The following is a 16,250-nucleotide window of genomic DNA, read 5'->3' as shown; positions in this document are numbered from 1 at the left end:
CGAGGAGGCTTGAGTTGAGCAGTGAAGACGAACGTCTGGTGACGGCTCTCCGGAGCGCGATGAAGGAGAACTCGCGTCTTCGCGCCGAGCTGGACCGCCGATCCGAGCCGGAACCGATCGCGATCGTGGCGACGGGGTGCCGGCTCCCCGGAGGGGTGGACACCCCCGAGCAGCTGTGGGACCTGGTCTCCGAGGGCCATGAGACGCGTGGTGCGTTCCCGGAGGACCGGGGGTGGGACCTCTCGGGGTTGTTCGACGGACCGGACGACGAGCGGCGCGTCGCCATGGACCGGGGTTCCTTCCTCCGCGACGCCTTCGACTTCGACCCGGCCTTCTTCGGTATCTCGCCGCGCGAGGCCGAGGCCATGGAACCCCAGCAGCGGCTCCTGCTGGAACTGGCCTGGGAGACACTCGAACGCGCGGGCATCCCACCGACCTCCCTGGCGGGCAGTGACACGGGCGTCTACGTCGGGTTGGCGCACCAGGAGTACGGGCCGCCGGTGCACGCGGTGAACCCGGACGGCGTCACCCTGACCGGGATCTCGGCCAGTGTCGCCTCGGGCCGTATCTCCTACTGCCTCGGACTGGTCGGCCCCGCACTGACCGTCGACACCGCGTGCTCCTCCTCGCTCGTCGCGCTCCACCTCGCCGTGCGGGCCCTGCGCGACGGCGACTGCTCTCTGGCCCTGGCGGGGGGTGCCACGGTCATGTCCGGGCCCGGCACCCTCACCGAGTTCACCCGACTGCGGGGAGTGTCCCCCGACGGCCGCTGCAAGGCCTTCGCCCGGGACGCCGACGGCGCCGCGTTCTCCGAGGGCGCGGGGATGGTCGTCCTGGAGCGCCTGTCCGACGCGCGCCGCCACGGGCACGACGTCCTGGCCGTGGTCCGGGGCGGTGCGGTCAACCAGGACGGCGCCTCGAACGGACTCACGGCGCCCAACGGGCCCTCCCAGGTCCGTGTGATCGGCCGGGCCCTGGCTGACGCCGGTCTGAACGCCGCCGACGTCGACATGGTCGAGGCCCACGGAACCGGGACGCCCCTGGGCGACCCGATCGAGGCCCAGGCGCTGATCGACGCCTACGGCCGCGGGCGCGTCGAGGACCGCCCCCTCTGGCTCGGCTCGCTCAAGTCCAACATCGGGCACCCGCAGGCCGCCGCCGGGGTGGCCGGGGTGGTCAAGACGGTCGAGGCGCTGCGCCGCGGCGTCATGCCCCCCACCCTGCACGCGAAGGATCCCAGTACCCACGTCGAGTGGGACGGCGGGGTCCGGCTGCTCCACGACTCGCGACCGTGGTCGGACGCCGACCGGCCGCGCCGGGCCGCCGTGTCCTCCTTCGGGATGAGCGGAACCAACGCGCACCTGATCCTGGAGCAGGCCCCCGAGCCCGAGTCGGGCACACCGGCGCAGGACGTTCCGGAGGAGACCCGTCCGGCCACCTCGTCGGTGACCGGCGCCGCCGCCTGGACGCTGTCCGCCCGGAGCCCCGAGGCGCTCGCCGCGCAGGCGCAGCGGTTGCGCGAACACGTGGAGCACCGACCCGGGCTCACTCCCGCCGACGTCGGGCTGTCCCTGGTCGCCACCCGGTCGGGGCTGGAACACCGGGCGGTGGCGGTCGGCCGTGACCGCGAGGCACTCCTGGCGGCGCTGTCCTCCCTGGAGACGGGGACGCCGGGCGCGACCACGGCCACGGGCCGGGCCCGGCCCGATCGCCGCCCCGTGCTGGTCTTCCCCGGTCAGGGCGGCCAGTGGGAGGGCATGGCGGTCGAGCTCCTCGACTCCTCGGATGTCTTCGCGGCGCACATCGCCGCCTGCGAGCGAGCCCTGGAACCCCATGTCGGGTGGAAACTCACCGACGTGTTGCGCGGCCGGACGGGCGCTCCCTCCCTGGAACGCGTCGACGTGGTCCAGCCGGCCCTGTGGGCGGTCATGGTGTCACTGGCGCGTCTGTGGATGGCCCACGGCCTCACTCCGGCCGCCGTGGTCGGGCACTCCCAGGGGGAGGTCGCCGCCGCGCACATCGCGGGAGCCCTGACCCTGGACGACGCCGCGAAGGTGGTGGCCCTGCGCAGTGCGGCGGTGCTCGACCTGGCCGGTTCCGGTGCGATGGCCTCGATCGCCAGTTCCGAACAGGACGTGCGCGAGCGCCTCGCGCCCTTCTCGGGCCGCGTCACCGTTGCCGCGGTCAACGGCCCGTCGAACACGGTCGTCGCGGGTGAACCCGACGCGGTGGCGCGGGTGGTCGAGGAGTGTGAGGCCGCCGACCTCCGCGCCAGGATGATCGCCGTCGACTACGCGTCCCACTCGTCGGCGGTGGACGCGCTCGCGGACCGCATCACGACGGAACTCGTGGGCGTCACCCCCGAACGTCCGATGATCCCCTTCTACTCCACCCTGACCGGTGGGGTCCTGGACGGGCGGCCGCTGGACGCGGCGTACTGGTTCCAGGGACTGCGCCAACCCGTGCGGTTCGCCGAGGCCACCCGCGCCCTGGCCGCCGCCGGCCACGACGTGTTCGTGGAGGTCGGACCGCACCCGGTGCTGACTCCGGCGATCCAGGACACGCTGGAGGAGGCACAGGCCCGCGACGCCGTGGCGTTGGGGACCCTGCGCCGTGACGAGGGCGGACCGGTCCGGTTCCTGACGTCGCTCGGGCAGGCCCACGTCCACGGGCTCGACCTCGACTGGACTCCGCTGTTCGATCGGAACACCACCCGGGTCGCCCTGCCCACGTACGCCTTCCAACGACAGCGCTACTGGCGTCCGGGTCCCGAATCGGTGCCGTCCCGGACCACGGCGGCTCCGGGTCGCAGTGACGGATGGACCTACCGCGAGGAGTGGATGACCGTCCCGGCGAAGGCCGCGACGTCCACCGTCACCCCCGGGGCAGGGGAGCGGGGGACCTGGCTGCTGATCGGCTCCCGTCTCGGATCCGCCCTCCAGGAGTGCGTCGGAGCCCTGGAGGCGCGCGGTCACGGCCACCGTGTTCTGGGCCTTCCCCGCGACGCCGACCGCGAGGCCGTGGCGGCGCTGGTCGGCGCCGCCCGTGACGGCGCGGGGCCGATCGCCGGCGTCCTGCTGACCACCTCCCTGGACACGGACCCCGACGAGGTCCTGCCCCCCTCCACCGCACCCGCCCACCGGGACGCGGTCCTCGTCCTCCAGGCCCTGCTCGACACGGGTGTCGACGCGCCCCTGTGGTGCCTGACCAGCGGCGCGGTCAACAGCGGATCGGACGTGAGCGACCCCGCCGCGGCACTGGTGTGGGGGTTCGGCCGCGTGGCGGCCCAGGAGCACACGGACCGGTGGGGCGGGCTGGTCGACCTCACCGATCGCGAGGACCCGCGCAGCGGGGCCGCGCTCGCCGCCGTTCTGACAGGTGAGACCGCGCACGGCGAGGACCAGCTGGCGATCCACGGAACGAAGGTGCTCGCCCGACGGCTCGCGCGAGTGGCCGTCGAGGGCGAGGGGACCCGCGACTGGCGGCCCTCGGGCACCGTACTGGTGACCGGCGGAACCGGCGGCCTCGGCGCCCACACCGCCCGCTGGCTCGCGGCGAGGGGAGCCGAGCACCTCCTTCTGCTCAGCCGCCGTGGGCCCGACGCCCCGGGAGCCGGAGAACTCGCGGCCGAGCTGCGCGCGGCCGGTGCGCGGGTCACCCTGACCGCCTGTGACGTCAGTGACCGCTCCCAGCTCGCCGACGTCCTGGGTGGAGTACCTGCGCACCTGCCCCTCACGGCGGTCTTCCACACCGCCGCGGATCTGGACGACGCTCCCGTGGCCGACCTCTCCCCGCAGGGCATCGCCCGCGTCCTGGGCGCCAAAGCGGACGGAGCCGTGCATCTGCACGAGCTTTCCAAGGGGCTGGACCTGTCCGCCTTCGTGCTGTTCTCCTCGGTGGGAGCCGTCTTCGGCGTGACCGGTCAGGGCAACTACGCGCCCGGCAACGTCTTCTGTGAGTCCCTCGCCCACCACCGCAGGTCCCTGGGGCTGCCCGCGACCTCGATCGCGTGGGGTGCCTGGGAGGGAGCCGGCATGGCCGGCCGCGAGGCCGTCGCCGGGCTCCTGCGCCGACACGGGCTTCCCACCATGAAGCCGGAGTTGGCACTGGAGAGCCTGGGCGGGGTCCTCGACCACGATTTGACCGCGCTCACCGTTGCCGACATCGACTGGCCCCGGTTCCGGGTGGCCCTCACCGCGAACCGGCCCAGCCCCCTGATCACCGACCTCGATCCCGGGCCGGAGCCCTCCGCGGCCACCGCCACCGGAGCCACCCCCGGCACGCGGGACGGCGCCGTCCGGGAGGCGAACGGCGCGGACCTGCGGGGCCGCCTGGTCGGACTGGGCCGCACCGACCGCGTCCGCGCGCTCATGGAGCACGTGAGCGACCACGTGGCGGCCGTCCTCGGCTACGAGTCCGGTGACGCGGTCCCCGCGGACCGGGGCCTGAAGGACCTGGGTATGGACTCGGTCACGGCGGTCGAGCTGCGCAACCGGCTCACCGCGTCCACGGGGGCGCGTCTGCCATCGGCGGTCGCCTTCGACCACCCGACCTGCGCCGCGCTCGCCAGCCACGTGGAGGAACGAATGTTCGGCAGCGCGGAACAGGTGGTCCTCGAACGCCTCGACGGGCTCACCGCCGCGCTCGACGAGTACGAGACGACCGGCAGCGACCGGGTCGCGGACCGGCTTCGCGAACTGCTGGAACGGCTCGCACCGGGGGCGTCGGGCCGACCCGGAGGGGACACCGGCGGAGCCGACCTGGAGTCGGCCTCGCGGGAGGAGCTCTTCGCACTCATCGACAGGACCCTGACCGACTGATCCCGGCCAGCGCACGGCCGTCGCACCCGGTCGACGACTCATCCCCACCACCCCAGACCATCCCGGCACTCACTGCCGCGACGCGAATCGGCAAGGCACCACCATGACTGACGACGCACAGGTCCTCGACTACCTCAAACGGGTCACGACGGACCTTCGGCGCACCCGAGCCGAGCTCACGCGACTCAGGGAGCGTGACAACGAACCCATCGCCGTGGTGGGTATGGGGTGTCGGCTGCCCGGAGGGGTGCACAGCCCGGAGGCGCTCTGGGACCTGCTCGACAGCGGGAGCGACGCCATCGGCGACCTCCCCGGTGACCGGGGCTGGGACGTGGAGGACATGCGTGGCCGCCCGGGCATGTCCTCGGGCGGAGGCTTCCTCGACGACGCGGCCGGGTTCGACGCCGCCTTCTTCGGCATCTCGCCGCGTGAGGCCGAGGCGATGGACCCCCAGCAGCGGCTCATGCTGGAGGTGACCTGGGAGTCCCTCGAACGCGCGGGGATCGACCCCCACAGCCTGGCCGAGACCAGCACGGGCGTCTTCACCGGCGTCAGCAGCACGGACTACGCCCGGACCACGACCTCGGGCCGCGTCCCCGTACCGGACGGCGCCGAGGGCTACCTCATGACCGGCACCGCGGCGAGCGTCGTCTCGGGACGGATCGCCTACACCCTGGGGCTGCGCGGCCCGGCCCTGACCGTGGACACCGCCTGCTCCTCCTCGCTGACCTCCGTGCTGCTGGCGGTGCGCTCCCTGCGCCGGGGCGAGTGCGGGCTGGCCCTGGCGGGCGGGGCCACCGTGATGTCCGGACCGTCGCTCTTCGCCGAGTCCGCACGACAGGGAGTGCTCTCACCGGACGGGCGTTGCAGGGCCTTCGGGGCCGGGGCCGACGGCACCGGGTTCGCCGAGGGTGCCGCCGCCCTCGTCCTGGAACGGCTCTCGGACGCCCAGCGCCACGGACACCCCGTCCTGGCCGTGATCCGGGGCGGGGCGGTCAACCAGGACGGCGCCTCAAGCGGACTGACCGCACCCAACGGTCCCGCGCAGACCCGGGTCGTCCGGGCCGCTCTCGCCGACGCCGGGGTCGTGCCCGACGACATCGACGCGGTCGAGGCGCACGGTACCGCCACCAGGCTCGGCGACCCCATCGAGGCCGACGCCCTGCTGGACGTCTTCGGACCCAGGCCCGGTCAGGACCCGCTGTGGCTGGGATCGGTCAAGTCGAACCTCGGCCACACCCAGGGGGCGGCGGGGGCCGTCGGGATCATCAAGACGGTGCTGTCCCTGCACCGCGGACGGCTGCCCGCAACCCTCTACGCCGATGAGCCGACACCGCTGGTCGACTGGGCTTCGGGTGGAGTGCGCCCGCTCACCGCGGCACGGGACTGGCCGCGGGGCGAACGCGTGCGCCGGGCGGGGGTGTCGTCCTTCGGCATCAGCGGAACCAATGCCCACATCGTCCTGGAGGAGGCGCCCGCCCCGGGCGAAGGAGGCGACGCCGCCGAGGGGACGCAGGATCCGGGAGCCACCGGGCCGTTGATCCGGGGGCGGACCGCCTGGTTGCTGTCCGCGCGGGACGAACCCGCCCTCCGGGCGCAGGCGGAGCGCCTGGCCGCCCACGTCACCGATGACACCGAGCGGCACCCGGACGACGTCGCCCGGGCCCTGGCCACCACCCGTGCCCGGTTCGCCCGACGCGGGGTCGTCGTCGGCGCTTCCGACACCGGTGAACTGACCGAAGGGCTGCGGGTCCTGGCCGAGGGAGGGGACTCGGAGGCGACGGTCACCGGCACGACCCGGCGGTCCGGACGCACCGAGGACCCGGTCTTCGTGTTCCCCGGCCAGGGCAGCCAGTGGTCGGGTATGGCCCGTGCCCTCATGACCGACTCCCCGGTCTTCGCCGCGTCCGTGGACGAGTGCGAACGCGCCCTGGCCCCCCTCGTCGACTGGTCCCTGTCCTCGGTCCTGCTCGAGGAGCCCGGCGCTCCGGCGTTCACGGGCGACAACGTCCGGGCCGATGTCGTGCAGCCGGTCCTGTGGGCGTTCCTGGTGTCCCTGGCGCGCCTCTGGCGCTCGGCCGGAGTCGAGCCCTCCGCGGTGGTCGGCCAGTCACAGGGGGAGGTGGCCGCCGCCTGCGTGGCCGGAATCCTCACCCTGGAGGACGGCGCCCGCGTGGTCGTGGCCCGCAGCCGAGCGCTGGCCAGGGTCGCCGGAGAGGGCGGCATCGCCGTGGTCGGGCTCAACGCCGACCGGGCCGCGAGCCTGATCGGCGGGACGGAGGACCGCCTGTCCGTCGCGGGGGCCAACGGGCCCGAGACCTGCACGGTCGCGGGCTCGATCGAGGCGGTCGACGCCTTCGTGGCCGCCCGTGCGGAGGAGGGGACCTTCGTCCGCCGCATTCCGGTCGACTACACCTCCCACTGCTTCCTGATGGACCGGGTGGAGGAGGAGATGCTGACCGCACTGGCCGACCTCCGACCCCGCGCGGGCACCGTGCCCTTCCACTCCACCGTCGCCCCCTCGACCACCTGGACGCCGGGGTACGTTCCGCCGGGCGAGCCCGTGGAAGGGACCACCCTGGACGCCGGGTACTGGTACCGGAACCTGCGCCACGGCGTGGTCCTCGAACCGGTGATCAGGCGCCTGGCCCCGACCGGACACGCGTTCGTCGAGGTCGGCGCCCACCCCGTGCTGTCGGTACCGCTGCGCCAGACCCTGGACGCCGCCGGGGCCGACGACAGTCCCCTCATCCACACCCTTCGACGAGACGAGGAGCCCCGTGGCAGGTTCCTCACCGCGCTGGCCGAGGCCCACTGCCAGGGGATCGGTGTCGACTGGCGGACGGTCCTCGGTGCGGGGGAGACCAGGGTGGAGCTGCCCACCTACCCGTTCCAACGACGGAGGTACTGGCTCGAGGAACCCCGGCTCACCGGCGACCCCTCCTCGGTGGGCCTCAGCTCCGCCGACCACCCGCTCATCGGCGCCTGGACACCGATCGGCGCCACCGGGCAGACCCTCTTCACCGGTCGGCTCGACACGGCGCGCACCCCGTGGCTGACCCAGCACGCGCTGTCGGGGCGGGCGCTGCTGCCCGGCACCGCCACCGTGGAGCTGCTCCTCCGGGTCGGGCGCCTGTGTGACCGGCCCGAGATCGCCGAACTCACCCTGAGCCACCCCCTGGAACTGGACCCCGACGGACCGGGGCTTGCGATCCAGGTCGTCGTCGAACCGCCCGACCTGCGCGGCACCCGCGCCTTCCAGCTCCTGTCCGCGGCCGACGGTAGGACGTGGACCACACACGCCGAGGGCCTCCTGGACCCCGCGACCACGGCACCCGCCCCGGCCTCCGTCCCCCCGGGCGCCGACGCGACCGCACTCGCGGTCACCGACACCTACCCGCTCTTCGAAGCCATGGGCGTCCAGTACGGACCCTTCTTCCGGGGCCTGCGCGAGGTGCGGACCGACGGTTCCCGCACATGGGCGGAGGCCGGACCGGAGACCCTGCCCGCCGACGCCGCCACCATGACCGGACCGCACCCGGTGCTGCTCGACGCCGGGCTCCAGTCACTGCTCCTGCGGGAGACGGGCACGGACGAGACCCGGCTGCTCATGCCCTTCGGATGGAGCGGGGTGCGGCGGCACGGGAACCTCACCCCCGACCGGGTACGTGTGCAGCTCACCCGGACCGGTGACGACACCTACGAGGTGCTGGTGAGCGACCACCTCGGCACACCCGTCCTGAGCGTCGACTCCCTCACCGTGCGCGAAGCCGCAGGGGCCGTCCGACCGGACCGGGACGCGCTCTTCCACCAGGAGTGGGAGGAGGTCACCGCCGCCGACGGGACCGTGGCCCCGAGCCCCGGGTCCTGGGCGGCGACGACCGGCACGCCGTTGGCGATCGACCGTCGCCCCGAGGAGGGGACGGAGGCTCCCGCCGTGGTCGTGCTCGGCTCCGGGCACCACGCCAGTGCCGACCCCGAACAAGCCCTCGAACGGTTGACCGGTGCCGTCGACCCCCTGCGCCGCTGGGTGGAGGACGACCGCTACGCCGCCACGAGGTTCGTCGTCCTCACCCGGGGCGCGGTGCGCCTGCCCGGCGACACCGACCTGCCCTCGGATCCCTCCGGCGCCGCACTGTGGGGGCTCATCGCCTCAGCCGAGACCGAGAACCCCGGCCGTTTCCTGCTCTTGGACGCCGACCAGGCCGACACCGATCTGCTCTCCGCCGCGTTGCGGACGGGCGAACCCCGACTCGCCGCCCGGGACGGGCGGCTCCACGCTCCGCGCCTGGCCCGCAGCCGTAGCGAGGACGAGACCGGTACCCGGCCGCCCGCCCGCAGCCCCGGGTGGCGTCTGGACACCGACGGTTCGGGCATCGTCGACGGGCTCACCCACGTTCCCGTTCCCGAACGCCCGCTGGCGCCGCACGAGGTCCGTGTGGCCGTCCGCGCGGCCGGACTGAACTTCCGGGACGCCCTGATGGCCGTGGGCATGTACCCCGAGCCGGGCGACATCGGCAACGAGGGCTCCGGTGTGGTGCTGGAGGCGGGGCGCGACGCCGGGGGCCTGCGACCGGGCGACCGCGTGATGGGGCTGTTCCCTGGAGCCTTCGGCCCGGTCGCGGTCGCCGACCACCGGTACCTGGCCGCCGTTCCCGACGACTGGGACCACGCGGAGGCGGCCGCCGTCCCCGCCGTGTACCTGACGGCCTACCTCGCGCTCGTGGAGGAGGCCGGTCTGCGCGCGGGCGAGACCGTGCTCGTCCACTCCGCGGCCGGAGGAGTGGGCCAGGCGGCACTCGGGCTGGCCCGGCACCTGGGAGCCCGGGTCCTGGCCACGGCGAGCCCCGGCAAGTGGGACCTGCTCCGCTCCTCGGGGCTGGCGGAGGAGGAGATCGCGCACTCACGCGAACTCGACTTCGAACAGCGCTTCCGCGGAGTCGCCGGCACCGTGGACGTGGTTCTCAACTCCCTCACGGGGGAGGCCATCCCCGCCTCCCTTCGGCTGCTCGGATCCGGCGGACGGTTCGTGGAACTGGGACGCAACGAGCTCCTGGGCGCGGACGGCGTCCCCAGCGGCGTGACCTACCGGGCCTTCAACGTCCTGGAATCGGGGCCCGAACGCATCCAGCGGGCCTTCGACGCGCTGGTGCCGCTGCTCAGGGACGGAACGCTGCCCCGGGGGCCGCTCCATCGGTACCCGATCGAGGCGGCGTCAGAGGCGTTGCAGGTCATGCAGCGCGGTCACAACGTCGGCAAGGCGGTTCTGGAGCTCGCCACCCGCTTCCGCCCCGGTGGAAGGGTGCTGATCACCGGGGCGAGCGGTCAGCTCGGCTCCCTGATCGCCCGACACCTCGTGGTGCGGCACGGAGTGGACGACCTCCTCCTGGTCAGCCGCCGAGGTCCCGAGGCCCCGGGCAGCGAAGACCTCGTCACCGAGCTCACCTCCCTGGGAGCCCGGGTCCGGGTCGAGGCCTGCGACGTCGCCGACGCCGACCAGCTGGCGGATCTCCTGGCCGAAGTTCCCGTCACCGCCGTGGTGCACTCGGCGGCGGTCCTCGACGACGCCACCTTCACCGGCCTGACCGCCGACAACGTCACCCGGGTCCTGGCCCCCAAGGCCGTCGGTGCCTGGAACCTGCACTGCCTGACCGCCCACCTCGACCTGGACGCCTTCGTCCTGTTCTCCTCGGCGGCGTCGGTGTTCGGCAACGCCGGGCAGGCGGCGTACTCGGCCGCCAACGCGTACCTGGACGCTCTGGCGGTGTACCGCAGGGACCGTGGACTCACCGCCCAGTCCCTGTCCTGGGGGCGCTGGCTGACGGAGTCCCGGGAGGCCGCGCAGATGAACGAGGTCAGCGCCAACCGGATGTCCCGGACCTGGGGGGTCCAGGGCATCGACGAACACGAGGGACGCGCCCTCCTGGACGCCGCCCTCGCCACGGACCGGGCGCACCTGGTGCCCTCACCGCTCGACCTGGCCGGGCTCCGCACCCGCGCGGTCACCCACGGAACGGTTCCGTCACTGTTGCGTGGACTGGTCCGGGCCCCCGACCGGGCGGAGGCGCAGGCGCCCTCGTTGGGGTCGGTCCCGCCCGGAGCCGAGCGCCGGGAGCTGATCACCCGACTGGCCAGGGAACGGGCCGCGGACATCCTGGGCTACGCGGAGTACGGCGCCCGTCAGGAGTTCCCCGAGTCCGGGTTCGACTCCCTGACCGCCGTGGAACTGCGCAACCACCTCCAGTCGCTCACTGGTCTGCGGCTGCCCGCCACCCTCGTGTTCCAGCACAGCACCCCCGAGGCGCTGGCGCGCCACCTGGACCGTGAGCTGGGCCAGGCCAGCCAGACGACCGGTGGATCCGCTCCGGGGGATCGCGGCGATCAGGCCCGGGGCCGCGGCCACGGCGACAGCCTGGTCGGACTGTTCCTGGACGCCTGTGTCGCGCAGCGCCCGAAGGAGGCCCTCGACCTGGCCCTGGCGGCCTCACGCACGCGCGCGGTCTTCACCGGCGCCTCACCGTCCGCCGCCACAACCCTGGCGTCCGGTCCCGAGGAACCCGTCCTCATCTGCCACCCCTCGCTGGTGATGACCTCCGGTCCGCACGAGTTCGCGCGGTTCGCCAGCCGTTGGCAGGGGCGCCGCCGGGTCCACGTGCTCTCGGCACCGGGCTACCTGGAGGGCGAGGAGCTCCCCGCCGACCTGGGGACCTTCGTGCGATCCCAGGCCGACCAGGCGCTCGCCGCGGCGGACGGCCGCCCGTTCGTCCTGGTCGGACGCTCCTCCGGTGGTTGGACGGCGCACGCCGTGGCCGAGGAGCTGGCTCGCCGGGGGACGCCTCCGGTGAAGGCGGTCCTGCTCGACACGGTCGTGCCCGGGGACGACGAACTCCTGCCGATGGTGACGGAGTTCGTCACCGACCGGGCCAGCGAGTTCGAGCTCCTGGACACCCCGCGACTGACCGCGATGGGCGCCTACCTCGACCTGTTCGCCTCGTGGCGCCCCTCCGACTGGCGCGGGTCGACGGTGCAGGTGCGACCGACCGAGGCGGTGGTCACAGCGGCCGGTGACAAGCTCGGCCTGTCCTGGGAGTGGCCCACCGAACACGAGCGGACCGAGGTCCCGGGTGACCACTTCACCATGATGGAGGAGTGGGCGCCGCGTACCGCCGAGGCCGTGGACCGGGTCGTCTCCGAGGACGGCGCCGGGTGATCCGGACGGGGTGAGTGAGGGCGGGCACCGGCTGGTGCCCGCCCGCCCCGTGGCGGTGGCGCGGACCGGTGGCGCGTGACCGCGCGAACCCCCGGAACAACTCCGACATTCCGGGCGTTGGGCCAAGGGCGCGCCCGAGAGATTCACTCCGGCACGGGCCCGTACCGTCAAGAACCGTGCCCGCCGGGAAAACCGGTTGCCAGCCCTCCTAACCTTGGGTACTGATGAGCACCACCACGCCCGCGCCCGCCACGGACCAGCTCCGTTCCCGGTTGCGCGATCTCATGCCCGCCGACCGGCACCGTCTGCGTCGCCGTATCGACGGTCTGGCCAGAATCCGTGACGAGCGCCGACGTGCCTCCGTGACCACCCAGATCGCGGGCGACATCGACCGCGCCGAACTACGCGTGGGCCTGCGCCGCGAGGCCGTCCCCGAGCTCAACTACCCCGAGGACCTGCCGGTCAGCGCCCGGCGCGAGGACATCGCCGACGCCATCCGGGACAACCAGGTCGTCATCGTCGCCGGAGAGACCGGTTCCGGAAAGACCACCCAGCTGCCCAAGATCTGTCTGGAGCTGGGGCGCGGAGTCATGGGCACCGTGGGCCACACCCAGCCCCGCCGCCTGGCCGCGCGCACCGTCGCCGAGCGCATCGCCGACGAGATCGGCACACCCCTGGGCGAGACGGTCGGCTACAAGGTCCGGTTCACCGACTCCTCCAACGACAGCACGCTCGTCAAACTGATGACCGACGGCATCCTGCTCGCGGAGATCCAGCACGACCGCATGCTGCGCCAGTACGACACGCTCATCATCGACGAGGCGCACGAGCGCAGCCTCAACATCGACTTCCTGCTCGGCTACCTCAAACAGCTCCTGCCCAAGCGGCCGGACCTGAAGGTCGTCATCACCTCCGCGACCATCGACCCCGAACGGTTCTCCCGCCACTTCGACGACGCCCCCATCGTCGAGGTCTCCGGACGCACCTACCCGGTCGAGGTCCGCTACCGGCCCATCTCCGAGGACATCCTCGACCCCGAGGAGAAGAACCCCGGGCCGGGCACCGACAAGGACCAGACCCAGGCCATCCTGGAGGCCGTCGACGAACTCTCCCGCGAGGAGGCCGGGGACGTCCTGGTCTTCCTCAGCGGGGAGCGGGAGATCCGCGACACCGCCGAGGCCCTCGAGAAGAAGAAGATCCGGGGCCTGGAGGTCCTGCCCCTCTACGCGCGCCTGTCCGTGGCCGAACAGAAGCGCGTGTGGTCCCGGCACGGCGGCCGCCGCGTCGTCCTGGCCACCAACGTCGCCGAGACCTCGCTCACGGTCCCCGGCATCAAGTACGTGATCGACCCCGGCACCGCGCGTATCTCCCGGTACTCCCACCGGACCAAGGTGCAGCGCCTGCCGATCGAGGCCGTCTCCCAGGCCTCCGCCAACCAGCGCAAGGGCCGCTGCGGCCGTGTGTCCGAGGGCATCTGCATCCGCCTGTACTCCGAGGAGGACTTCCTCTCCCGCCCGGAGTACACCGACCCGGAGATCCTGCGCACCAATCTCGCCTCGGTCATCCTCCAGATGGCCGCCCTGGGCCTGGGCGACGTCGCCGCCTTCCCGTTCGTGGACGGCCCCGACCACCGGCAGATCAAGGACGGCGTCAACCTGCTGTCCGAGCTCGGCGCCCTCCAGCCCGAGAACGCGGGCGAGACGAACCGGCAGCGCCGTCTGACCCCGGTCGGCCGCCGCCTCGCCCAGCTGCCCATCGACCCCCGCCTGGGCCGTATGGTCCTGGAGGCCGAGAAGCGCGACTGCCTGGCCGAGGTCATGGTCATCACCTCGGCCCTGTCCATCCAGGACCCGCGCGAACGCCCCACCGAGAAACAGCAGCAGGCCCAGCAGGCCCACGCCCGGTTCACCGACAAGGAATCGGACTTCCTGGCCTTCCTCAACCTGTGGAACCACCTGCGCGACAAGCAGCAGGAGCTGTCCGGCAACCAGTTCCGCCGGATGTGCCGCGAGGAGTTCCTCAACTACCTGCGGGTACGCGAGTGGCAGGACATCCACGGCCAGCTCAAGCAGGTCCTGCGCACGATGGACATCGAGGTCCCGCCGCTGCGCGAGGAGGCCGCCGACCCGCGCTCCGTGCACATGTCCCTGCTGGCCGGGCTGCTCTCGCACGTCGGCCTCAAGGACCCCGACAAGCACGAGTACCTGGGCGGCCGGGGGGCGCGGTTCGCGATCTTCCCCGGCTCCGCGCTGTTCAAGAAGCAGCCCCGCTTCGTGATGGTCGGCGAACTCGTGGAGACCTCCAAGCTCTGGGGACGCATGGTCGCCCGGATCGAGCCGGAGTGGGCCGAGGAGCTCGGCGCCGACATCGTCAAGCGCGGCTACAGCGAACCGCACTGGGAGCGCAAGCGCGGCGCCGTCATGGCCTACGAGCGCGTCACCCTCTACGGGGTGCCCATCGTCGTCCAGCGCAAGGTGTCCTACGGAAGCATCGACCCGCAGCTCTCCCGGGAGCTGTTCATCCGCCGTGCCTTGGTCGAGGGCGACTGGGAGACCCGGCACCAGTTCTTCCACGACAACCGCAGGCTCCTGGACGAGGTCGAGGACCTGGAGCACCGCGCCCGCCGCCGCGACATCGTGGTGGACGACGACACGCTCTTCGACTTCTACGACCGCCGGGTAGTGGACAGCGCCGTCTCCGCCGCCCACTTCGACTCCTGGTGGAAGAAGGCCCGACGCACCGAGCCCGCGCTGCTCGACTTCACCCGTGAGGAGCTGATCAACGACGGTGTGGACGGGGTCAGCGAGGACGACTACCCGGACGTGTGGCGCCAGGGCGCGTTCGTCTTCCCGCTCACCTACCAGTTCGAGCCGGGCAGCGACTCCGACGGCGTCACCGCGCACGTCCCGGTGAAGTTCCTCAACCAGGTCGAGAACACCGGCTTCGACTGGCAGATCCCCGGCCTGCGCGACGAACTCATCACGGCGATGATCCGATCGCTGCCCAAGCCGCTGCGCCGCAACTTCGTCCCCGTGCCCGACAACGCGGCCCGCGCCAGAGGAGGGCTCACCCCCTACGAGGGTTCCCTCACCGAGGCGCTGGCCGCCGAACTCACCGTGATGGCCCACGGCGAGCGGATCCGCCCGGAGGACTTCCAGCTGGACCGGGTGCCCGACCACCTGCGCATCACCTTCAGGGCCGTGGACGACCGCAAACGCACCCTGGCCGAGTCCAAGGACCTCGAACAGCTGCGCGCCAAGCTCAAGCCCCGCCTGCGCGAGGCGATCGCCACCGAGGCCAAGGGCGTGGAGAGGAAGGGGATCACCTCCTGGGACTTCGGTCCGCTGGAGCAGACCCTGGAGCGCAAGGCCCTGGGCCCGAAGGTCAAGGGCTACCCCGCCCTGGTCGACGAGGGCGAGAGCGTGGCCGTGCGCATCTTCGACACCCGGCCCGAGCAGCGCGCCGCCATGCGCGCGGGCACCCGGCGCCTGCTCATGCTCACCGTCCCGTCCCCGGCGTCGGCGGTGAGCAAGGGCCTGAACAACCCGGACAAGCTCGCCCTGGCGGACAACCCGCACGGGTCGATCCGCAAGATGCTGGAGGACGCCGAGGCCGCCGCCGTCGACCACCTGCTCACCCGTGAGGGCGGGCCGGTGTGGAACGCCGACGACTTCGCCCGGCTCGCCGACCGCGTGCGTGCCGATCTCGGTGACACCCTCGCCGAGATCCTGGGCAGGACCGCCCGCATTCTCGTGCTCTGGCGCAAGGTCAGCAAGAAGGTGAAGGGCACCACGTCCCTGGCGGTCCTGCCGTCCCTCAACGACGTCCAGGGGCAGCTGGGCGACCTCGTCGGCGACGGGTTCGTCACCCGCACGGGGCTGGCCCGCCTGGACGACGTGCACCGCTACCTGCGCGGCATCGAGTACCGGCTGGGCAAGCTCCCGGAGAACCCGCGCCGCGACCAGGTCAACATGTCCAAGGTCGAGCAGATGCGTCAGGCGGTCGCCAAGGTCCGGGGGGCGCTCCCCGCCGGTCGGGCCGACGACCCGGACGTGGTGGAGCTGCGCTGGATGCTGGAGGAGTACAGGGTCAGCCTCTTCGCCCAGGAACTGCGCACCGCCTACCCGGTCTCGGACAAACGCATCATGAAGGCGATCGAGGCCGTCAAGGACGCGGGCAGGCGGCCCTAGCAAGGGGACGGGCTCCCCCCCCGGGAGGCG

3 protein-coding genes are annotated in these 16,250 nt (G+C 72.8%); all 3 read left to right on the top strand.

Going from position 1 to position 16,250, the window contains the following annotated elements; translation table 11 throughout:
- Window positions 1-14: 14 nt before the first annotated feature.
- The 3 genes from KBX21_RS15875 to hrpA all read left to right on the top strand — a co-directional run bounded on the left by KBX21_RS15875 (window position 15) and on the right by hrpA (window position 16,220).
- Window positions 15-4,820 (top strand): type I polyketide synthase, encoded by a 4,806-nt coding sequence (locus KBX21_RS15875; protein WP_247665823.1) that lies wholly within the window; start codon window positions 15-17, stop codon window positions 4,818-4,820.
- A 103-nt stretch (window positions 4,821-4,923) separates the two neighbouring features.
- The gene (locus KBX21_RS15870) at window positions 4,924-12,030 is read left to right on the top strand and encodes a type I polyketide synthase (protein ID WP_210842365.1); all 7,107 of its coding nucleotides are present in this window, start codon (window positions 4,924-4,926) and stop codon (window positions 12,028-12,030) included.
- A 224-nt stretch (window positions 12,031-12,254) separates the two neighbouring features.
- The gene (gene hrpA / locus KBX21_RS15865) at window positions 12,255-16,220 is read left to right on the top strand and encodes an ATP-dependent RNA helicase HrpA (RefSeq protein WP_210842364.1); all 3,966 of its coding nucleotides are present in this window, start codon (window positions 12,255-12,257) and stop codon (window positions 16,218-16,220) included.
- Window positions 16,221-16,250: the final 30 nt, after the last annotated feature.

It is taken from the genome of Nocardiopsis sp. B62, from assembly GCF_018070675.1.
GTDB classification, from domain to species: Bacteria; Actinomycetota; Actinomycetes; order Streptosporangiales; family Streptosporangiaceae; genus Nocardiopsis; species Nocardiopsis prasina.
This window is presented reverse-complemented; position numbering and strand designations above follow the sequence as displayed.

Excerpts from the sequence above, each read along its gene's own strand:
- hrpA (WP_210842364.1), top strand. The coding sequence starts at position 12,255 with ATGAGCACCACCACGCCCGCGCCCGCCACGGACCAGCTCCGTTCCCGG.
- KBX21_RS15870 (WP_210842365.1), top strand. The coding sequence starts at position 4,924 with ATGACTGACGACGCACAGGTCCTCGACTACCTCAAACGGGTCACGACG.